The organism is Aquipseudomonas guryensis (assembly GCF_014164785.1).
Classification (GTDB): domain Bacteria; phylum Pseudomonadota; class Gammaproteobacteria; order Pseudomonadales; family Pseudomonadaceae; genus Aquipseudomonas; species Aquipseudomonas guryensis.
This window is the reverse complement of the sequence record NZ_JACJFN010000004.1, coordinates 53,159-72,052: the sequence shown is the minus strand read 5'-3', so window position 1 is coordinate 72,052 and position 18,894 is coordinate 53,159. Positions and strand designations below refer to the sequence as shown.

At 64.2% G+C, this 18,894-nt stretch carries 21 protein-coding genes; 6 read left to right on the top strand and 15 right to left on the bottom strand.

What is annotated here, in order from left to right; translation table 11 throughout:
• Positions 1-6: 6 nt before the first annotated feature.
• The 9 genes from H3H45_RS15495 to H3H45_RS15455 all read right to left on the bottom strand — a co-directional run bounded on the left by H3H45_RS15495 (position 7) and on the right by H3H45_RS15455 (position 8,229).
• Complete coding sequence (locus H3H45_RS15495) at positions 7-1,380, bottom strand: sensor histidine kinase (RefSeq protein WP_182834627.1); 1,374 nt, start codon at positions 1,378-1,380, stop codon at positions 7-9.
• Complete coding sequence (locus tag H3H45_RS15490; protein ID WP_182834626.1) at positions 1,377-2,039, bottom strand: response regulator; 663 nt, start codon at positions 2,037-2,039, stop codon at positions 1,377-1,379. The genes H3H45_RS15495 and H3H45_RS15490 overlap by 4 nt, the downstream gene beginning before the upstream one ends.
• A gap of 9 nt (positions 2,040-2,048) precedes the next feature.
• Positions 2,049-2,693 carry a tetratricopeptide repeat protein gene (locus tag H3H45_RS15485; protein ID WP_182834625.1) on the bottom strand — a complete coding sequence of 215 codons (645 nt, stop codon included), beginning with the start codon at positions 2,691-2,693 and terminating at the stop codon, positions 2,049-2,051.
• Positions 2,690-3,487, bottom strand: a complete 798-nt coding sequence (locus H3H45_RS15480; protein ID WP_182834624.1) for an SDR family oxidoreductase — start codon at positions 3,485-3,487, stop codon at positions 2,690-2,692. Before H3H45_RS15480 ends, H3H45_RS15485 begins: the two co-directional genes overlap by 4 nt.
• Complete coding sequence (locus H3H45_RS15475) at positions 3,474-4,148, bottom strand: TenA family transcriptional regulator (RefSeq protein ID WP_182834623.1); 675 nt, start codon at positions 4,146-4,148, stop codon at positions 3,474-3,476. Before H3H45_RS15475 ends, H3H45_RS15480 begins: the two co-directional genes overlap by 14 nt.
• Before the next feature lie 8 nt (positions 4,149-4,156).
• Complete coding sequence (locus tag H3H45_RS15470; RefSeq protein ID WP_182834622.1) at positions 4,157-5,626, bottom strand: AMP-binding protein; 1,470 nt, start codon at positions 5,624-5,626, stop codon at positions 4,157-4,159.
• Positions 5,616-6,290, bottom strand: coding sequence for a thermostable hemolysin (locus tag H3H45_RS15465; RefSeq protein WP_182834621.1), 675 nt, complete (start codon positions 6,288-6,290; stop codon positions 5,616-5,618). The genes H3H45_RS15470 and H3H45_RS15465 overlap by 11 nt, the downstream gene beginning before the upstream one ends.
• A gap of 151 nt (positions 6,291-6,441) precedes the next feature.
• On the bottom strand, positions 6,442-7,092 hold the full coding sequence (locus H3H45_RS15460; RefSeq protein WP_182834620.1) for a YceH family protein: 651 nt from the start codon (positions 7,090-7,092) through the stop codon (positions 6,442-6,444).
• A 66-nt stretch (positions 7,093-7,158) separates the two neighbouring features.
• Positions 7,159-8,229: a diguanylate cyclase gene (locus H3H45_RS15455; protein ID WP_182834619.1), complete on the bottom strand. Its 1,071-nt coding sequence runs from the start codon at positions 8,227-8,229 to the stop codon at positions 7,159-7,161.
• Positions 8,230-8,364: 135 nt separating this feature from the next.
• Here H3H45_RS15455 and H3H45_RS15450 point away from each other — a divergent pair, with 135 nt between their 5' ends.
• Positions 8,365-9,030 carry a COG3650 family protein gene (locus H3H45_RS15450; protein ID WP_182834618.1) on the top strand — a complete coding sequence of 222 codons (666 nt, stop codon included), beginning with the start codon at positions 8,365-8,367 and terminating at the stop codon, positions 9,028-9,030.
• A 71-nt stretch (positions 9,031-9,101) separates the two neighbouring features.
• Here the strand turns inward: H3H45_RS15450 and H3H45_RS15445 are convergent, their stop codons facing one another.
• Positions 9,102-10,232 carry a PQQ-dependent sugar dehydrogenase gene (locus tag H3H45_RS15445; protein ID WP_182834617.1) on the bottom strand — a complete coding sequence of 377 codons (1,131 nt, stop codon included), beginning with the start codon at positions 10,230-10,232 and terminating at the stop codon, positions 9,102-9,104.
• A gap of 101 nt (positions 10,233-10,333) precedes the next feature.
• On the opposite strand from H3H45_RS15445, the gene H3H45_RS15440 reads away from it, so the two are divergent.
• The gene (locus H3H45_RS15440) at positions 10,334-11,056 is read left to right on the top strand and encodes an rRNA pseudouridine synthase (RefSeq protein WP_182834616.1); all 723 of its coding nucleotides are present in this window, start codon (positions 10,334-10,336) and stop codon (positions 11,054-11,056) included.
• Positions 11,057-11,074: 18 nt separating this feature from the next.
• Here H3H45_RS15440 and H3H45_RS15435 read toward each other — a convergent pair whose 3' ends face one another.
• Entirely contained in the window at positions 11,075-11,800 is a 726-nt protein-coding gene (locus H3H45_RS15435; RefSeq protein ID WP_235983755.1) for a substrate-binding periplasmic protein, read from the bottom strand.
• A 149-nt stretch (positions 11,801-11,949) separates the two neighbouring features.
• Between H3H45_RS15435 and H3H45_RS15430 the strand changes: the two genes are divergently transcribed.
• Complete coding sequence (locus tag H3H45_RS15430; protein WP_182834615.1) at positions 11,950-12,927, top strand: zinc-dependent alcohol dehydrogenase family protein; 978 nt, start codon at positions 11,950-11,952, stop codon at positions 12,925-12,927.
• Between the two features lie 46 nt (positions 12,928-12,973).
• Here the strand turns inward: H3H45_RS15430 and H3H45_RS15425 are convergent, their stop codons facing one another.
• Positions 12,974-14,311 (bottom strand): DEAD/DEAH box helicase, encoded by a 1,338-nt coding sequence (locus H3H45_RS15425; RefSeq protein WP_182834614.1) that lies wholly within the window; start codon positions 14,309-14,311, stop codon positions 12,974-12,976.
• 243 nt (positions 14,312-14,554) lie between these two features.
• Between H3H45_RS15425 and H3H45_RS15420 the strand changes: the two genes are divergently transcribed.
• The 3 genes from H3H45_RS15420 (at position 14,555) to H3H45_RS15410 (ending at position 16,384) form a co-directional block, all read left to right on the top strand.
• On the top strand, positions 14,555-15,208 hold the full coding sequence (locus tag H3H45_RS15420; RefSeq protein ID WP_182834613.1) for a 7-cyano-7-deazaguanine/7-aminomethyl-7-deazaguanine transporter: 654 nt from the start codon (positions 14,555-14,557) through the stop codon (positions 15,206-15,208).
• A gap of 114 nt (positions 15,209-15,322) precedes the next feature.
• Positions 15,323-15,736 (top strand): anti-virulence regulator CigR family protein, encoded by a 414-nt coding sequence (locus tag H3H45_RS15415; protein ID WP_182834612.1) that lies wholly within the window; start codon positions 15,323-15,325, stop codon positions 15,734-15,736.
• Positions 15,737-15,820: 84 nt separating this feature from the next.
• A complete protein-coding gene (locus H3H45_RS15410; RefSeq protein WP_182834611.1) occupies positions 15,821-16,384 on the top strand; it encodes a dihydrofolate reductase family protein in 564 nt (187 codons plus the stop codon).
• A gap of 316 nt (positions 16,385-16,700) precedes the next feature.
• Here the strand turns inward: H3H45_RS15410 and rarD are convergent, their stop codons facing one another.
• The 3 genes from rarD to H3H45_RS15395 form a co-directional block, all read right to left on the bottom strand.
• Positions 16,701-17,597, bottom strand: coding sequence for an EamA family transporter RarD (rarD, locus tag H3H45_RS15405; RefSeq protein ID WP_182834610.1), 897 nt, complete (start codon positions 17,595-17,597; stop codon positions 16,701-16,703).
• Between the two features lie 187 nt (positions 17,598-17,784).
• Positions 17,785-18,384: an FMN-dependent NADH-azoreductase gene (locus H3H45_RS15400; protein ID WP_182834609.1), complete on the bottom strand. Its 600-nt coding sequence runs from the start codon at positions 18,382-18,384 to the stop codon at positions 17,785-17,787.
• Positions 18,385-18,537: 153 nt separating this feature from the next.
• Positions 18,538-18,852 (bottom strand): 3-phosphoglycerate kinase, encoded by a 315-nt coding sequence (locus H3H45_RS15395; RefSeq protein WP_182834608.1) that lies wholly within the window; start codon positions 18,850-18,852, stop codon positions 18,538-18,540.
• Positions 18,853-18,894 lie beyond the last annotated feature (42 nt).

Here is an 18,894-nt window from a genome sequence, read left to right as displayed (position 1 = left end):
CGTGAGCTACGCCGTGGGATGACGCGGCAACTCCAAACTGGCCTGCAAGCCGCCCTGGGGCAGATTGCTCAGGTGGATACGCCCGCCCAGGCGTGAGGCGATCATCTCGACGATGGCCAGGCCGAGGCCGGCACCCTGACTGTTGTCACGGCTGTAGAAGCGCTCGAAGACCCGCTCCAGCTCTTGCGGATCGATGCCCGGGCCCTGGTCTTCGACGCTCAGGCGCAATGACTCGGCATCACCACTGAGTAGCACTTTCAGCTGGCCGTGGGCCGGCGAGAAATTCGCCGCGTTGGTCAGCAAGTTTTGCAGGGCAATGCCGATGGAGCCGGGATCCGCCGCCAGGTGATAGTCGCCCTCGGCCACGTCCAGCGACAGCTCCAGGCCCTGCTTGAGCACCCAGGGGGTCAGCTCGGCGAGGGTTTCGCGGGTCAGCGCCTGCAGGTCGATGATCGGCCAGTTGCCCTTGGCCAGCGTCGGTTCGACCCGAGCCATGGTCAGCAACTGGTTGACCACCCGGGTAGCGCGGTCGATACCGCCGATCAAAAAGCCCAGCGACTCGTTGCGCTGCGCCTCATCGCCGGCCTGGATGGCGTTCTGCACATGCACGCGCAGCACCGCCAGCGGCGTGCGCATCTCGTGGGCAGCATCGGCGATAAAGCGCCGTTCGCGCTCCAGTACCTGGTCGATCTGCGCCAGCAGGCGATTAAGCGCCGCCTGCATCGGCTCCAGTTCGCTGGGCAAGGGTTGCAACTGCAGCGGCTCCAGCGAGTCGGCATGCCGCGCACGAATCACCGCGGCCATGTTGCCCAGGGGTTGCAGCCCCCAGCCAATAGCCCACCAGATCAGCGCTGCTAGCGCGAGGCTGCCGATCAGATTGGGCAGCAAGGTATGGCGCACGATGCTGGCCACCAGTTCCTGGCGCACATCGTCGCGCTCGCCGATCCAGATGCGCACGCCCTGCTGCTCGTCGACCAACAGGAAGCCACGCCACTGGTGCGGGCCCAGGTCGATATCGGCAAACCCGGCTTTGTGCGGCGGCTCGTCCAGCTGTGGGGCACTGGCGGTACGCACCAGTACCTCGCCCGCCGGCCCCCAGACCTGGAAGGCCAGCTTGCTCTCGTAGGGGTGCCCCGGCTTGCGCTGGCCGGCCTGGCCGAGCGCCGAGTTGAAGGCGGCATACAGCTCACTACGCTGCGCGCTGGGCAAGGGCATGTGCATCACCCCCTGCAACAGGCGCGCGGTATTTGCCAGCTGGGCGTCGTAGACCTCCTCTACCTCGTGGGAACTGTCGAGGTAGTTGAACAGCGAGATCAGCGCCGTGCCCAGCAACAGCAGACTGAGTACCAGGGCCAGGATGCGCCGGCGAATCGAGGTCATGGCTGCTCTTCCACCAGGTAGCCGACCCCACGCACGGTGCGGATCAGGTTATTGAACAGCTTCTTGCGCAGGTGATGGATGTGCACTTCCAGGGTGTTGCTCTCGGCTTCCTCGTCCCAGCCGTAGAGTGACTGGGCCAGGCGCTCGCGGGTCAGCACCTTGCCCGGCTGCGACAGCAGCTCGTGCAGCAGCAGGTATTCCTTGGGCGTCATCGGCACGGCCTTGCCCAGGTAGGTGACCTGCTGCGAAGACGGATCGAGGCTGACCCCGGCATGCTCGATCCGCACCTCGGCGCGCCCGGCACTGCGGCGCAGCAAGGCGCGCAGGCGGGCCTTGAGCTCATCGAGATCGAAAGGTTTGATCAGGTAGTCGTCGGCACCGGCATCCAGTCCGGCGATACGGTCTTCGGTGGCGTCACGCGCCGTGAGGATCAGCACCGGCAGCGCCGAGCCGCTCTTGCGCAGCTGCTGCAGCACCTGGATACCACTCAGGCGCGGCAGGCCGAGGTCAAGCACCACAAGGTCGAAGGTTTCGCTGAGCAGGGCATGCAACGCACTGGCGCCGTCCTGCAGCCAATCCACCGTGTAGCCTTCCTGGCGCAAACCCAGACGTAGGCCTTCGCCCAGCGCCTTGTCATCCTCGACCAACAGTAAACGCATGCTGTGCCCTTATTTCAGTTCTTCTTCCACAGCCTTGAGCAGGCGGTCGATCTCGCCTTGCCGGCCCTGATCGGCCAACTCGCGACCCGGTCGTGCCGGCGCCTGCTTGGCCTTGAGCAAGGCCTCCCGAGCTTCGGCGAATTTGTCCTGGCGGTAAAGGTAGTCGCCCCAGAAATACAGACTGTCGATGCCCGTGGGGTTGAGCTTTAGCGCCTGCTGCAGCAGTTGCTCAGCTTTTTCCTCGTCGCCGAAGCCGACCGGCCAGCCCGGCACCTGCGCATACAGGGTGCCCAGGCTGGTATAGGCCGAGCCTTGCAGCGCAGCCGGATCGAGCTGGATGGATTTTTCCAGCGAGTCGCGCGCGCTTTTGGCCTTGCTCAATGCCCCGAGGCCGCCCTGGGCGCCGGCCCAGCTGCTGGTGACGATACCGTGCCAGATCCAGGCCTCGGCCGCTTGCGGCTGCTCGCGGGTAAACGCAGCGCTGTCGGCAGCCAGTTGCTCGAAGGCTTTTTCCTTCTGCGCCGCGTCGGTCTGGTACTGAATCTGCGCCCAGCGCGTCTGCACCTGCTTGAGGCGTTGCGTGCCGGCTTCGTCCAGGGCCCAGGCGGGCAGGCTGAGGCTCAGGGCCAGCAGCAGGGAAATAAACTTACTCATCGCGGGGACTCCTTGTGACTGAATTGACGAATCAGCGGCAGCTGCTTGCGCAGGGCCTTGTCGACCACACCGGGCCATAGGCCGTTGAGGCGCACGAAGAACTTTTCCGGCCAGCCGAGATACAGCTCGCTGCGGTCGGCGACTATGGCTTTCAACACTTCGGCAGCGACCTGCTCCGGTGCATCCATGCTCACCTTGAGCGCCGAGTTGAGCGCCACCGCGGCGGCGCTGTTCATGCTGGTGCGGGTGGCACGCGGGGCGACGTAAAGCACGCCCACGCCGGTGTCCGCCACTTCGCGGCGCAGCGCCTCGGAGAAGCCGCGCAGGGCGAACTTGCTGGCGCAGTAGGTGGCATAGCCGGCATAGCCGATCGAGCCGTAGATCGAACCGACGTTGACCAGTAGGGCCTGGCGCTGCTGACGCAGTAGCGGCAACAGGGCACGGGTCAGCTGCACGGTGGCGACCAGGTTGAGGCCGAGCATCTCGGCGATTTCCTGGTCATCCAGCTGCTCGAGCATGGCGAAGCGATTGACCCCGGCGGCATTGATCACCAGGTTGAGGCCGCCCAGGCAGCGCGCTGCCTCGACCACCGCCTGGCGCCCAGTCAGGCTGGTCAGGTCGGCTTCGATCCGCCGCAGCTGCTTGGGGTAGCGCTGCGCCAGTGCATCCAGCGCCTGCCCCTGACGGGAGACGGCGAGCACCTGGGCGCCGCCGGCGCAGAGCTGCTCGGCCAGCGCCAGGCCAATACCGCCACTGGCGCCGGTAAGCAGCGCGCGACATTCAGGCAGCCGCATGCTGCACCTCGGTGTTGCGCGGCAGACCGCGGAACATGTCGCTATACAGGCGATAGACCATCTGGCTGGCGTGGATCACTGCGGCCTTATCTTCCGCACAGTCCAGCCGGTCCATCAGGCCGCGATAGGTTTCCATGTGGCCGATGTCCAGGGCGCCATGGGAGAACAGGTAGCTGAAGGCTTCCTTGGGCAACCCGAGGCGGCTCTGGATGGTGCCGGCGGCCTGGCTGGCCAGGGCGATGCTGGTGCCCTCCAGCACGTTGACCATGCCGAACAAGGCGACCGGGTTGCCGCGAGCAATGGTGTCGTAGAGGAAGCTGACCATCAGCTCGATGGCTGCCGACGGCTGGCCGTTGCGCACCGCTTCGGCGTCGCCACCGCAGGCGGCGATGTCGTTGAGGATCCACTGCTCATGGCCGTACTCCTCCTCGATGTATTCGCACACGGCCTGGCGCAGCCATTCCAGGCGTGCCGGCAGACGCGCGCCGCAGGCCATCATCAGTGGCACGGTGTGGCGCACGTGGTAATAGGCCTGGGTCAGGAAGGCGATATAGCTGTCCAAGCTGACCTGGCCGGCCAGGGCATCCTGGATCACCGGCAGACTGAACAGGGTCTGGCGCTCTTGGGCGGTGGCGGCTTGCAGTTCGTCGAAGAATTTCATGGTTGACCTCATGCGGTTAAGAATTCGGAAAAGAGTTCGCCGTAGTGCGCCAGGATGGCGTCGCGGCGGGGCCGGCCATTGGCCGTGAGCAGGCCATTGGCGGGGCTAAAGGGTTGTTCCAGACGCCGCCAGTGGCCGACCCGGGCGTAGTCCGGCAAGCCGGCATTGGCCGCCTGCACGGCGGTTTCCAGCACGCTGTCCGGGCAACTCGGGTCGAAGGGCCAGAGCAGCGCGACATTGCGCGGCAGGCTCTCGCCATGCACGAAGGCCTGGGCGATGACGCCACGCTGGGTCAGCTCGGCTTCCACCCACTCCGGGTTGACGTTGCGGCCGAAGCTGGTGGTGAACTGGTGCTTCTTGCGCCCGCGCAGGTAGAGGTAGCCATCGGCATCGAATTCGCCAATATCGCCGGTGGGCCACCACTCGCCGCTGAAGGCCTGCTCACCGAGGTAACCGAGCAGGGTCGAGCCACTGACCAGCACTTCGCCATCTTCGGCCAGGCGTACCTGCACATGGCTAAGCGGCTTGCCGACGCTGCCGGGTCGATTGGCCTCGGGGCGATTGAGGCAGACCACCGAGGCGCACTCGGACAGGCCGTAGCCTTCATACACCGGCAGACCGACGCGGGCAGCGCGCTGCAGCAGGTCCGGCGAGACCTTGGCGCCGCCCACCGCAATAAAACGGAAACCACTGGCCGGCACCGCGCCGCGCTCGATGGCGGTAACCAGGCCGAGCAGCAGTTGCGGCACCAGGATCAGGCTTTGCGCGCCCCGCACCATCAACAGGCCGAGCAGGCGCGACCAGTCGACGCCGCTGGCGCCCTGAATGCCCAGCTGGCGCTGCGACGGCACGCTGAGGGTGGCACCGGCCAGCAAGGCGGCGTAGAGGCCGAGGTTTTCCAGCAACACGGCCAGGGGCAGCACCGCCAGGTAATGCTGCGGTGCACTGCTGCGACTGACATCCTCCAGCTCGCGGGCCACGCGCAGCATGGCCTCGGCACTCAGGCACACGCCCTTGGGCGTGCCGGTGGTGCCGGAGGTATAGGTGATCTTGGCCGTACCGGCGGGCAGATGGCTGCTGTCTGCGTCTGCCGACAGGCGCCAGAACAAGTCATCGTGCTGATAACCGCAGTTCTGCAACTCCTCGGCCATGCTGTCTTCGGCAATCACCAGAGTCGCCCGACTCTGCTGCAGGCAGTGGGCGCGCTGGGCCGGGCTGAAGAACGGCGGCAGGATCACGCAGGCAATGCCGGCAAACAATCCGGCCAGGTCCCAGAGCACGGCCTCGGTGCCGTTTTCCAGGGCCAGGGCGAACACCTTGGCGCCCTGCATGCGCAGCAAGGCTTCACGGCGCTGCACTTCCTGCAGCAGGCTCTGGTAATCCACGCGCACACTGTCGCCCCACAAGGCCAGGCGCTGGGGTTGTGTCTCAGCATGGCGCTGCAGAGCGTTGCGCAAGGACTGCAATTCAGGCTGCATGGGAGGCATCCTCACAGAGGAAAAAACCCAGGCGCTGCAGCACGCCCTGCTCGCACAGCTGTCGATAGCCAAGCTGGATATTGCCGGCGAACACCTGGGGCCGCTGCGCGTAGTACTGGCCCCAGTCATGCTGCTGTTCGCCGAGGCGCTGCGGGTCGGCCTCGCACAGGCGCAGGGGCTCCAGGCCCAGGCGACGGAAGCTGTTGATCAGGGTCGCGGCACCGGTGAACACCACCCATTGCAGGCCGCGGCGGGCCAGCAGGCAGGTCATGGCGATGATGATCAAGCGTGCATTGCCGGGACTGATCGCGGCCAGGTTGCCGACTTCGACGATCTCACTGCGACTGACCGGGCGTTCGGCCAGACGGGCAATCACGCTCTCCACCGGCGCCTGCAGGTACTGCTCGAGAAACAGCTCTTCACTGCGCGCCAGGCGCGCCCCACAGACGGCGGTCAGCTCTGCCTGGGGCGTGCGCAAGCCGAGCAGTTCGGGCATGAAGTGGCTGACCCGGGCGCCATGGGCTTCGTTGAAACGCTGGTGAATGAAGTGCTGGTAAGCCGCACGCTGCTGATCCTGCTCACCCACCAGGCAAAGGCTGGATTGGCTCTGCGGATCGGCACCGAAGTGCAGCGGGAAGACAGTATTCCACTCGGGATGATGCATCGGGCTCCCTCCACGGGACAGTTCGTGGAGGTGAGTATCTGCAGCGAGTCTTAATGAATCCTGAAGCTAGCGAGAAGCGCTTGGCGATCTTTCCAGGCCGCTCAGCCGGTAGCTTCATCCAGGGTGCGCAAAGCGCACCCTGGAACCTGGTTCAGCCTTCCAGACGCGTCAGACGCTCTTCCAGCGCCGCCACCCGGGCTTCCAGTTCTGCGATGCGGCTGTCGTCCGCGCCACTGCTGCGCGGCGCGCTGTCGGCCTGGCTACGGGCGGCCAGCAGGGCTTCCAGATCGGCCGGTTCGCCAAGCAGGTGCATGTAACGATCCTCGCGCTGGCCGGACTGACGCGGCAGCAGAAATGCCAGGCCACGGCCAGCCAGGCGTTCCAGCTGGTGCTGCACTTCGGCGACATCATCGAACTGGAACAGGCGGTTGCTGCGCGTAAGCAGTTCGTTGAGGGTCTGCGGGCCGCGCAACAGCAGCAGGCCGATCAGCGCCACTTGCGGCTTGACCAGTTCCAGGGTCTTGTCTGCCCGCTGTTCCCAGCGGTCGGCACGGCCGCCCATCACCAAGCGAGTCAGACCTCGCCCTTCGAGGCTGCGCAGGCCCTGGCCGACCTGGCCTTCGGTGAGACTCATCAACGGTTCGCGGCTGGTCTTCTGGTTGCAGGCCAGAACCACGGCATTCACGGTAAGCGGGTAGGTTTCCGGCGTGGTTGCCTGCTTCTCGATCAGGCAACCGAGGATGCGCGCTTCGATGGCGCTGAGCGGGTCAATGCCCGGGGTGGTATCGGCTTCGCTGGACATGCGGGTATCCGTGCTGTGACAAAGGTCGCTAGCCTGACACGTGCGCGGCCAGCTGGGAATCTTGGCTTACTCGCTAGCGGGCAGTGCATCCCTGGGGCCATCGGTGGCTATCACCGTACGGTTGCGTCCCTCACTTTTCGCCTGGTACAGCGCCCGATCGGCATCCTCCAGCCAGTCGCTGGCATTGCCCTGAAACGGGCTATAACCGGCCAGGCCAATGCTCAAACTCACATGCAGCCCCGGCGCCAGCTGGCTGCGCACTTCAGCAAAACTGCGCCGCAGGCGCTCCATCACCTCGCTGGCCATGACCGGCGGGGTGTTCGGCAGAATCACGCAGAACTCATCGCCACCATAGCGCCCGGCCAGGTCCTCGTTGCGCAGGCTTGCGACCAGCGTTTCACTGAGCTGGCGCAACACGCTGTCGCCCACCAGGTGGCCATGGTTGTCATTGATCGTCTTGAAGTGATCGATATCGATCAGCGCCAGGGTGGCTCGCTGCTGGCCATGGCGGCACTTGTCGAACTCGATCTGCAGCAGGTCTTTCCAGTGCCCGTGGTTGAACAGACTGGTCAGGCTGTCGGTGCGACTGACGGCGCGCAAGGCCTGCTTGTGTTCGGCCAGGCGGATGGTCAGTTGGTAGCAGACCATGCCCAGCGCCAGCGGATAGAGCACCAGCATCGGCAGGCAGGCATACAGCTCGCGCATGCTGGTGTGCGGGTCGAATACCGCGCCGAACAGCAGCATGGCCAGCAGCGCGCCGCCCACTTGCGCCAGGCTGCCGAGGAGAAACAGCCGCCCACCGCCGGCAGCAATGTTGTTCATCGCCATCATCGCCAGGATGGTCACCGTCGGCAGCGCGCTGAACTGCATGACACCGGCCCAGAAGCCACCGAACAGCGAATCGATCAGCAGGTTGCGCCGCTCGGTGCGGTAGGGCTGCGCGGACAGGCGTGCCCACTGGTAGGCCAGGTGTGGCCAGAGGTAGCCATTGAACAGCAGCAGTGCCCAGACCCCGGGCGCCAGCTGCATCTCCCACAGCGCGGCGGCCACGCAGAAGAAGCCGATGCCCAGGCCGATACAGCGCGGTAGATAGAGGCGTTTGGCGAACGACAGGCCCGAGCCGGTGTTTCTATCCATGATCACACTCAACAGCAGGTAAGAAAGGAGCACATTGAGGATGGTTCGCCGGCGGCGAATATACAACCACAGGCCGCCCTTGAGATCGGAGCAGGCTCTGGGTAACGTGGCCGCACTTTGCCCGGAGAGCCTGTCATGTCCCCTGCCCGTTCCCTGTTGTTCGTCCTCGTGCCGCTGTTCGCCGGTTGCCAGGTATTCCAGCAGCCTGAGCCACCGCTGCCCATGCAGCGCCTGCAGGGCGAGCTGAGCGCCGGCAGCAGTGGCCTGCAGTTCCGCCCCTGCGGCGAACAACGCCAGTTCAGCATCAGCAACGACGGCAGTACCGATATCGTGCGCGAAGCGGCAGAACTGCTCGCCGACGGCCCGGGCCCGCTGTTCGCCGATGTCAGTGGCCAGCTCGGCGCCAGTTCGGTAGAGGGTGCCGATGGTCAGCTGCAGCTCAACGAGGTGTATCGCATCCAGCGCGAAGGCCCGGCCTGCAACGAAGCCGGCTTCCAGCGCCTGCTCCTGCGTGCCAATGGCCATGAGCCTGACTGGAGCATCAACGTCACTGGCAAGGGCCTGGCACTGCTGCGCCCAGGCCAGCCGGCGCTCGCCCTGCCCTATCTGGAAGAAGCCCTGCCGGACGGTCGCTTCAGCCTGAGCAGCGAAGCCAACGGCCAGCGCCTGGACCTGTGGGTAGCCCCGCAACGCTGCACCGACAGCATGAGCGGTACGGTGCAGCACCTGAGCGCCGAGCTGCGTTTGGACGGGCAGATCTACCGCGGCTGCGGCTCGTTCGGCGGCGCGCGTAACCGCTAGAACAGCTCAAAATCTCAAGCCAGGCGAGCACAGTGCAGGGGCAATGCTCGCCTTGGCTCAGTTCAAATCCGCTAGGGCTGCAACCCAAGGCGTAGCAGCTTGCCGTCTGCCTCATCGGTCAGCACATAGAGATAGCCGTCCGGCCCCTGGCGCACGTCGCGGATGCGCCAGCCGCGCTCCGTCAGCAAGCGCTCCTCATGCACGACCTTGTCGCCCTCAAGCTGCAGGCGGATCAGCGCCTGCCCGGCCAACGCGCCAATGAACAGGTTGTGCTGCCAGGCCGGATAACGCTCCGCCGAGTAGAACGCCATACCGCTCAGTGCTGGCGACTTCTCCCAGACATGATGGGGCTCTTCGGTGCCGGCCACCCGCTCGCCTTCGGCTTCCGGGATCGGCAGGAAGCTGTAGTTGATGCCGTGGGTCGCCAACGGCCAGCCGTAGTTCTTGCCGGCCTGGGGAATATTGATCTCGTCACCGCCGCGTGGGCCGTGCTCATGCAGCCAGAGCTGGCCCGTCCAGGGATTGAGCGCAGCACCTTGAGGGTTGCGGTGGCCGTAGGACCAGATTTCCGCCCGCGCCCCGGCCCGCTCGGCAAAGGGGTTGTCGGCCGGCACCCGGCCATCCGCCTGGATGCGCACCAGCTTGCCCTGCAACTTGTCGAGATCCTGGGCGGTGGCGCGCTGATTGTTCTCGCCCAGAGTGATGAACAGCAGCCCCTGGCGATCGAACACCAGGCGCGAGCCAAAGTGAATGCCACTGGACAGTTTGGGCTCCTGGCGAAAAATCACCTGGAACTGCTCCAGGCTGCGCCCATCGTCCGCCAGGCGCGCGCGCCCCACCGCCGTGCCGGCCAAGTCGCCACTGGCAGCGGCCTCGGCATAGCTGAGATAGACCAGCCGATCACGGGCAAAGTCTGGCGACAACACGACATCCAGCAAGCCACCCTGACCAACGGCGAAGACCGGCGGCACCCCCGCCAGCGGCGTCGACAGCCGTCCCTGCGCATCCAGCCAGCGCAGGCGTCCCGGCCGCTCGGTGATCAGGCTGCCCTGACCATCCGGCAGAAAAGCCACGCTCCAAGGGTGCTCCAGGCCACGCACCACTTCGTGCAGCTGCAGCGTACCCAGCTCACTCTGCTCCACCTCCGCCAACGTCAGTAGCGGCAGGCCCAGGAGCAGGCTGAGCAGGAAATTTCTGACCATGTTGATACCTCCATCCAGACAGCATTCTTGTAGCCCAATCCCGGTAGAGGCTCCCAGCCGGTTACAATCACCTTTCATTTCCTTTTGTGACTGCTACCACCATGAGCGAACCCGAGCGCCTGTCCAAACGCCTGACCCAACAGCTGCCCTGCTCACGCCGCGAGGCGGAGCTGTATATCGAGAACGGTTGGGTCACCGTCGACGGCCGCGTGGTGGAAGAGCCGCAGTTCAAGGTGCGCGACGAGCAGATCGCCCTGCTCCCCGGCGCCGTGGCGGAAACCCTGCCGCCGGTGACCATCATCCTGCACAAGCCGGCAGGCCTGGGCTGTGGCATGGGGGCCAATTCCGTACAGCAACTGCTGACCCTGGCCAACCAGATGGAAAACGATGCCAGCGGCATTCGCCCGCTGCAGCGCCACTTCACCCGCCTGGACATGCTCACCCCGCTGGAAACCGACGCCAGCGGCCTGCTGGTGTTCAGCCAGAACCGCTCGGTGATCCGCCTGCTCAAGGACGATGCCGACCAGCTGGAGCACGAGTACGTGGTCGAAGTCAGCGGCGAGATGGTTGGTAACGGCCTCAAGCGCCTGGCCTTCGGCCTCAGCTACAAGGGCGTGACACTGGCGCCGTGCAAGGTCAGCTGGCAGAGCGAAAACCGCCTGCGCTTCGCCATCAAGGCGACCCAGCCGGGGCAGATCCGCTTCATGTGCGAAAGCGTCGGCCTGCAGGTCGTGGGCATCCGCCGCCTGCGGATCGGCCGCACCGGCATGGCCAAGCTGCCGGTTGGCCAGTGGCGCTATCTGGGACCGAACGAGAAGTTCTGAACCACGCGCCGGCGACATTCAGTAGTCGGCGTAACGCTGCTCTATCCGCAGGTATTCGCCGCTGGCCCGTATCGTCGACAAACCACGATCAAAGCGTTCGCGCTGCTCGTCCAGACGAAAGCCAACACTGTAGGGTGTAGCCGGCAGCAGCATGTACCAGGTCAGCGGCTGGCTGGTATCGACCTGCTTGGCCACCTCGTGATTGAAATAGCGCAGGATGCGCGAATCCCCCACCACCACATCGACGCGGCCACTGTAGAGCAGGCGATTGCGGTTGATCTGCTGAGCCTCCTCGCGGTAGCGCGGATTGGCCTCCGCCATGGCCTGAAACTCTGGCCCCAACAGAAAACGGGCACGCTGGAAGGTGCTGATAGAGTAATTCGCCAACTCGGCGATACTGCTGATGCGATAGCCCCGCGCGGACAAAGCCACCGCTGCGTTGTGATAGTGGATATAGGGCGTCGAGTAGAACGCCTGGATACCACTTTGCGGATTGGTCGTGGCGATACCGTCCAGCTCACCACGGCGCAGCGCCAGGTGCAGGCGCTCCATCGGCGCGTAGTACGCCTCCAGGGTAAAACCGGCCGCGCTCACGGCTGCGGCGACGATGTCGTACTCCAGGCCGCGTGCTTCATTCTCGAAAATGTAAGGCGGTTTGTGCGTGCCGAAACCGATTCGCAGCGGCTCGGCCATTACGCTGGATGCCAGCAGCATCAACCCCCACAGCCAACAGCGACACGGCATGCCTGCACCCCCGAAGAATCTGTCTAGGATAGGCTCAGCAACAGGTGCCGCGCCATCACCATGGCGTATGTCCGAGGATTCATCCACGGCCGGTAACTAGGGGCTAGACTCTTGCCCTTACTGCCCCATGGTTCGTTTGGAGAAACCCCATGCTCAAAGCCGAATACCAGCACCGCGGCAAGGTGCCTCAGGATGTTATCGAAGCGGTCGAACTGACCCTGCCCGCACTGCCGGCCGGCCAGGTGCTGGTCAAGGTCCTGGCGGCGCCGATCAACCCGTCCGACGTGCTCACCCTGACCGGCGAATACGGCATGCTGCCGCCGCTGCCTGCAATTGGCGGTAACGAAGGTGTCGGCCGCGTCGAGCAGCTGGGTGAAGGCGTGAGTAACCTCAAGGTCGGCCAGACCGTGCTGCTGCCAGTCGGCTGCGGTACCTGGGTGACCCACCTGCATGCTCCGGCCAACAAGCTGATTCCGCTACCCGACGCCGATCCGCAGCAACTGGCGATGATGACCATCAACCCACCGACCGCCTCCTTGCTGCTCAGCGAGTTCGTCGACCTCAAGCCAGGCGACTGGGTGATCCAGAATGCGGCCAACTCGGGCGTCGGCGGTTATCTGATCCAGCTGGCCAAGCTGCGCGGCTTCAAGACCATCAACGTGGTGCGCCGTGAGTCGGCCATTGCCGAGGTCAAGGCGGAAGGCGGTGACGTGGTGCTGGTGGATGGCCCGGACCTGCACAAGCGCGTACGCGAAGCCACTGGCGGCGCGCCAGTGATGCTGGGTATCGATGCCATCGGCGGTACGGCCACCGACCACCTGGCCGCATCCCTGGGCGAAGGCGGCACTCTGGTGAACTACGGTTTGATGAGCGGCCAGCCGTGCCAGGTATCGGCGGCCTCGTTCGTGTTCCGCGACGTCACCCTGCGCGGCTTCTGGCTGGCCAAGTGGTTCCAGAAAGCCACCCCGGCCGAGCAGTTCAAGGTGTTCGGCGAACTGACCCAGCTGATCGCCGCCGGCAAGCTCAAGGCACGCGTCGCCGCCACCTTCAATATCAGCCAGATCAAGCAGGCCATCGCCGCAGCCGCCAGTGGCGAGCGTGGCGGCAAAGTCCTGATCGTTCCCTGATAGAACCAGCCAGGCAATAAAAAAGGGGGCCATCTGGCCCCCTTTTTTATTCCGCCGCCGGCTTCTTGCGCTTGAGCGGTGCCAGGCCGTCCTGGCTGACCACCGCGGATGGTGCATTGTTCGGTCGCGCAGTCGGCTTGCGCTTGGGTGCGGCGGCCTTGGCACCCGGCTTCTTGGCGTCCTTCTTGTCGACCTTTTTCTTCTTCGGCCCGACCGGCTTGCCGGAAGCCTTGAGATTCTTCGGCCCCTGGTAGATGCCCTTCAGCTCCTTGATATTGCGCCGTTCGAAACGCTGCTTGAGGTAGCGCTCGATGCTCGACATAAGGCTCCAGTCACTGTGGGTGATCAGCGAGATGGCCAGGCCCTCGCCACCGGCACGCCCGGTGCGGCCGATGCGGTGCACGTAGTCGTCGCCGGAGCGCGGCATGTCGAAGTTGATCACCAGGTCCATGCCGTCGACATCCAGGCCGCGGGCGGCCACGTCGGTGGCAACCAGCACCTTGGCCCCGCCCTGCTTGATGCGGTCGATGGCCAGCTTGCGGTCCTTCTGGTCCTTCTCGCCGTGCAGCACATACACCTTATGCTCGGCGGCCACCAGCTTGCCCCACAGGCGGTCGGCCTGGACACGGGTGTTGGTGAAGATGATTGCCTTCTGGTAGGTCTCGTTGGCCAGCAGCCACTCGACCAGCTGTTCCTTGTGGTAGTTGTGGTCGGCGGTGATGATCTGCTGGCGGGTACCCTCGTTCAGCTCGCTGACACTGTTGAGCTTGAGGTGCACCGGCTCACGCAGCACGCTGGCAACCATCTCGCGCAGGCCGTTGCCGCCGCTGGTGGCGGAGAACAGCATGGTCTGCTGGCGGTTCGCACACTCTTTGCCCAGGCGCTGCACATCTTCGGAGAAGCCCATGTCGAGCATGCGGTCGGCTTCGTCGAGGATCAGCACTTCCACGTCGTTGAGCTTGAGGGTGCCGGCGTTGAGGTGTTCGAGCAGGCGCCCCGGAGTGCCGATAAGGATGTCCGGCACCTTGCGCAGCATGGCGGCCTGCACCTTGAAGTCCTCACCGCCGGTGATCATCCCCGACTTGATGAAGGTGAACTGGGAGAAGCGCTCGACTTCCTTGAGCGTCTGCTGGGCCAGTTCACGGGTCGGCAGCAGGATCAGCGCGCGAATGGTCACCCGTGGCAGGGCATCGCCCATCAGGCGGTTGAGCAGCGGCAGGACGAAAGCCGCGGTCTTGCCGCTGCCGGTCTGCGCCGTCACCCGCAGGTCGCGCCCTTCCAGTGCCGGCGGAATCGCCGCTTGCTGCACCGGCGTCGGCTCGGTGAAGTTGAGCTCGGCGACGGCCTTGAGCAGGCGTTCATGCAGGGCGAATTGGGCGAACACGGGGCATACCTCGACAAAAAATCAGCAAAACAGCCGTATAGATTACCGGTTGTCAGGAGAAATGACCGCCTCTGTTATGCAAAAAGCCACTCGGCACCGGCTGAACGGCAGTTTTCCACTCATCCAATCCGCGCCGAAAACTGTTTGTTTTTTGTACAAAGATGAGCAAGCAGATAGAATGCGCGCCGCTTTCAATCCCGAAAGCATGGGTTCCCTAACCCCATTCATTAAAAAGGTTCTGCCATGTCCCTGCTTCCTGAGCAGCGTCGGCGCTCTGCGCTGGCGCTGCTGATCGCCTTCCACATCCTCATCATCATCGCCAGCAACTACCTGGTGCAGCTGCCGATCACCCTGTTCGGCTGGCATACCACCTGGGGCGCGTTCAGCTTTCCGTTCATCTTCCTCGCCACCGACCTGACCGTGCGCCTGCTCGGCAAAGGCCCGGCGCGCCAGGTCATCGCCCGGGTCATGCTGCCGGCGCTGCTGGCGTCCTACGTGGTCTCGGTGCTGTTCCAGGAAGGCGCCTTCCATGGCATTGCCGCGCTGGGTCAATTCAACGAATTCGTCCTGCGCATTTCCGTGGCCAGCTTCCTTGCCTACGTGCTCGGGCAGTTCCTCGATATCCAGGTGTTCGACCGCCTGCGTCGCCTGCCGCAGTGGTGGATCGCCCCTACCCTGTCGACCATCGTCGGCAACCTGCTGGACACCTTCGCCTTCTTCTCCGTGGCCTTCTGGCGCAGCAGCAATGCCTTCATGGCCGAGCACTGGGTGGAAATCGCCACGGTGGACTATGGCGTCAAGCTGGCCGTCAGCCTGATGCTATTCGTGCCACTCTATGGCCTGCTACTCAACGCCATCCTGCGCCTACTGGCCGGGCGCGCGCGCGTGGCAGCCTGAAGTTTGCACGGGAAGCGGAGACGGCCTTGGCATTTCCCCTGAGCCCGACAACACTCTGGGAACACCCAGCGTCCACCGGGCTCCAATGCCCTGTCACCACACGGAGTAGTCAGCATGTCGCGCTCATCTTTTCTCGTACTCACCGGCCTGGCCCTGGCCATCAGCCTTAATGGCGCCAGTGCCGCACCCAAGCATGACAAACACAGCAATGAGGGCAAACACGGTGGTGGCGAGGATGTTCAGGTCGACCTGCGCGGACCGACCATCGACATCGGCCAGGTGCGCATCACCCTGGGCAACAACCGCGAGCTGATCGGCCCAACGCAAGCGCTGCCACCGGGTATCCGCAAGAACCTGGCGCGCGGCAAACCGCTGCCGCCCGGTATCGCCAAGCGCTTCGACAGTCGCCTGCAGGGACAGCTGCCGCACTACGATGGCTACGAGTGGCAGCAGGTCGGTACCGATGTGGTACTGGTCGCCATTGCCACCGGCATCATCTATGAAGTGCTGCAGAACGTACTGGACTGAGTTGCAGGAAACTTTGCCGACCGTGCGCGGCTCCAAGCTCTAGCGGCCTGCCCAGGGTCGCCTGGGTTTATGAGGGCCACGCATTTGAAACCAGCATTGATCTATTACGTGGCCGCCAGCCTGGATGGCTATATCGCCCGTCCGGATGGCCGGGTGGACTGGCTGCAGCCAATCGAAGCCTCTGGCGACGACCACGGCTACCAGGCTTTCTATGCCAGCATCGATGGCCTGCTGATGGGCCGCGGCACCTATGACACGGTCTTGGGCTTCGCCGGCGACTGGCCCTACCCCGACAAGCCCTGCAGAGTCCTGACCCGCCATTCCATGGAGCAGACACCAGCAGGCGTGATCGCCCGGCATGCCAGCCCCGCAGAAGCCCTCAGCGAACTCGAAGCGCTGGGCTGTCAGCGTATCTGGCTGGTCGGCGGCGGCGCCCTGGCCGGCACCTGCTTTGCGGCAGGCCTGCTCGACGAACTGGTGGTCAGCCTGGTGCCTTACCTGCTCGGTGCCGGCATCCCGCTTTTTGCCACCGGCCTGGAACGCCACCTCAAGCTGCATGAGCAACGCAGTTTCAGCAGTGGTGTGGTGCAACTGCATTATCAGGTCCTGCCAGAGAACGCCGTACCAGAGAGTTTTCAGCAGACGTAGGGTCTGTTCCCGTTTCGTTCGCGGCCGCGACGGAGCCTGTTTTTGCGCGGAGCTAGGCAGCGCCCGCTCCCGGCGGGCTTGCTGCATTCACCACAGCCATGTGGATCGCGCGAGACGCGAGGTTTGGTCGTCCAAATGAGCCGTCGAGTAACGACGTCCCACGCAAAAACAGGCCCGTCCCTTCGGGTTGCTGCGCAAAATCGCGCCACGCGTCGTTGCGGGACTTGCCAAGGGAATGACCATTGCCTGCGTCCCGCGCCTAGCCTGGCGCGATTTTGCGCAGCAACGCGGTTCGCGAACGAAGCGGGAACACACCCTAAAGCCCCTGCCGCGCCTGCTTGCGCAGCAAGCGCGCGCTGTCCCAACCGGTCAGCAATACAGCCAGCCAGATCGGCGCGTAGGTCCACAACTGCAGAGGGTCGAAGGTCTCGCCGAGAAACAAGACCGCCAGAGCAAACAACAGCACCGGCTCGACATAGCTGAGGATGCCGAACAAGCCCAACGGCAGCAGGCGACTGGCTGCCATCATCGCGCCGAAGGCCAGGGCGCTGAGCAACCCCAGCCCCGGTAGCAACCACCAGAGCTGCGGTACCTGATCGAACACCCCGAGCGGACCATGGGCATAGATCAGCCAGATCGCCAACGGCGCCAGCACCAGCATCTCCAGGATGAAACCGGACAGCGCATCCAGGCGCATCCAGCGGCGCAGCATGAAATAGGGCGGATAACCCAGCGCTGCCACCAGCGTTACCCAGGAAAATGCCTGGGTTAGCCACAACTCATGGGCCACGCCGAGCAGCGCACAGACCACCGCCAGGCGCTGCAGCGGGCGCAGACGTTCGCCGTAGAACAGCCGGCCAACCAGAACCATGGCCAGCGGCAGGAGAAAATAGCCGAGCGACACTTCGAGCATGCGCCCGGCCAGCGGCGCCCAGACGAATAGCAACCACTGCACGCCCATCAGCGCCGCAGCCAGCACCAAGGCAGGCAACAGCAGCGGCTCGCGGCGCAGGCGATTAAAGGCTGCGGCCAATACCGTCCACTGGCGCGCCAGGGCGACCAGCAGCAGGACGGCAGGAATCGACCAGAGAATACGCTGGGCGAACACCTGCACGCCATCCAGGGGTGCCAGCTCGCGCACATAGCCGGGAATCAGCACGAACAGCACCGACGCAGCCACCGACAGCGCCACACCACGACCAGACAAGTGCACGAGAGCCTCCGGCCCTAATTAAGTGGCGACTATCCCAACATAGGCCGTTCAATATTTCAAACACAGTTGAACAGAAAAGCGGGCATACAGCCGGATAAAAAATGACCCGCCAAACGCGGGGCTTGGCGGGTCAAACGTCGGGCCGAGGAGCACGGCCCGGAGGGAAGAGCGGTGGATCAGTGGGAGTTTAGGCAACCTTGGCCAGCTGCTCGCGAGCCTGGGCCAGGCCCTTCTCGAGGAACTCGGCGCCCATGTTCAGGCCTTCGGCATGGATGAAGGTCACGTCATGGATACCGACAAAGGCCAGTGCCTGGCGCAGGTAGGGCTCCTGGTGATCCATCGCGCTACCACTGTAGACGCCGCCACGGGCGGTCAGCACATAGGCGCGCTTGCCGGTCAGAAGGCCTTGCGGGCCGGTTTCGGTGTATTTGAAGGTGACGCCGGCACGCAGCACATGGTCAAGCCAGGATTTCAGGGTGCTGGGGATGGCGAAGTTGTACATCGGCGCCGCCAGCACCAGCACATCAGCGGCCAGCAGTTCGTCGGTGAGCAGGTTGGAACGGGCTGCAGCAGCCTTCTCCGCGTCGTTCTGCTGCTCGGCCGGCTTCATCCAGCCGCTGAGCAGATCGATATCCAGGTGCGGCACCTGCTCCACGGCCAGATCGCGAACCTGAATCTGATCCTGCGGATTGGCGGCTTGCCACTGACCGATGAAGTCGGCGGTCAGCTGACGGGATACGGAACCTTCTTTGCGGGCGCTGCTTTCGATAACCAGGACACGGGACATTGGGCTTACCTCCATCGGGGTTGTTGTGCGTCGATGGGGGCAGATTAGGCAGATACAGATCGATTAAAAAGCGCAAAAAACCGCTATTAACTATCGATTAAGTTGATTTGTAGGCAGCTCCGCACTAGGCTGCCTACAGCTCTTCTTAACACCTCAGATGGGCTTACAGGTCAGGTCGACGCGCAGCTTGATCACCTTACGGGCGAACTTCACCGTCAGGTTGCTGTTCTGCCCCGGTGCCAGATCGATCTTGCGCGTACGCGGCGCATCCGGGCCATTGCGGAACGTCGCCTTGCACTGGGCAGCGCGCTGACCGTAGTTGTAGAGCATCACCGAGCCGATATCGCTGTCGATATCCTCGGCCTTCGCCGACACTTCGGCGCCATTCATCTGCTTGTTCATTTCTACCGGATAAGCCACGGCGGTGAGCGGCAACAGAGTGACCAGAGCCAGGCAAAGCTTTTTCATGCAGCGTCTCCTTCAGGGGACACCAAGAGTAGAGAAGAGGAA

Excerpts from the sequence above, each read along its gene's own strand:
- H3H45_RS15430 (WP_182834615.1), top strand. The coding sequence starts at position 11,950 with ATGCTCAAAGCCGAATACCAGCACCGCGGCAAGGTGCCTCAGGATGTT.
- H3H45_RS15400 (WP_182834609.1), bottom strand. The coding sequence starts at position 18,384 with ATGTCCCGTGTCCTGGTTATCGAAAGCAGCGCCCGCAAAGAAGGTTCC.
- H3H45_RS15460 (WP_182834620.1), bottom strand. The coding sequence starts at position 7,092 with ATGTCCAGCGAAGCCGATACCACCCCGGGCATTGACCCGCTCAGCGCC.
- H3H45_RS15440 (WP_182834616.1), top strand. The coding sequence starts at position 10,334 with ATGAGCGAACCCGAGCGCCTGTCCAAACGCCTGACCCAACAGCTGCCC.
- H3H45_RS15495 (WP_182834627.1), bottom strand. The coding sequence starts at position 1,380 with ATGACCTCGATTCGCCGGCGCATCCTGGCCCTGGTACTCAGTCTGCTG.
- H3H45_RS15485 (WP_182834625.1), bottom strand. The coding sequence starts at position 2,693 with ATGAGTAAGTTTATTTCCCTGCTGCTGGCCCTGAGCCTCAGCCTGCCC.
- H3H45_RS15415 (WP_182834612.1), top strand. The coding sequence starts at position 15,323 with ATGTCGCGCTCATCTTTTCTCGTACTCACCGGCCTGGCCCTGGCCATC.
- H3H45_RS15470 (WP_182834622.1), bottom strand. The coding sequence starts at position 5,626 with ATGCAGCCTGAATTGCAGTCCTTGCGCAACGCTCTGCAGCGCCATGCT.
- H3H45_RS15435 (WP_235983755.1), bottom strand. The coding sequence starts at position 11,800 with ATGCCGTGTCGCTGTTGGCTGTGGGGGTTGATGCTGCTGGCATCCAGC.
- H3H45_RS15480 (WP_182834624.1), bottom strand. The coding sequence starts at position 3,487 with ATGCGGCTGCCTGAATGTCGCGCGCTGCTTACCGGCGCCAGTGGCGGT.
- H3H45_RS15445 (WP_182834617.1), bottom strand. The coding sequence starts at position 10,232 with ATGGTCAGAAATTTCCTGCTCAGCCTGCTCCTGGGCCTGCCGCTACTG.
- H3H45_RS15465 (WP_182834621.1), bottom strand. The coding sequence starts at position 6,290 with ATGCATCATCCCGAGTGGAATACTGTCTTCCCGCTGCACTTCGGTGCC.
- H3H45_RS15455 (WP_182834619.1), bottom strand. The coding sequence starts at position 8,229 with ATGGATAGAAACACCGGCTCGGGCCTGTCGTTCGCCAAACGCCTCTAT.
- H3H45_RS15490 (WP_182834626.1), bottom strand. The coding sequence starts at position 2,039 with ATGCGTTTACTGTTGGTCGAGGATGACAAGGCGCTGGGCGAAGGCCTA.
- H3H45_RS15420 (WP_182834613.1), top strand. The coding sequence starts at position 14,555 with ATGTCCCTGCTTCCTGAGCAGCGTCGGCGCTCTGCGCTGGCGCTGCTG.
- H3H45_RS15475 (WP_182834623.1), bottom strand. The coding sequence starts at position 4,148 with ATGAAATTCTTCGACGAACTGCAAGCCGCCACCGCCCAAGAGCGCCAG.
- H3H45_RS15450 (WP_182834618.1), top strand. The coding sequence starts at position 8,365 with ATGTCCCCTGCCCGTTCCCTGTTGTTCGTCCTCGTGCCGCTGTTCGCC.
- H3H45_RS15395 (WP_182834608.1), bottom strand. The coding sequence starts at position 18,852 with ATGAAAAAGCTTTGCCTGGCTCTGGTCACTCTGTTGCCGCTCACCGCC.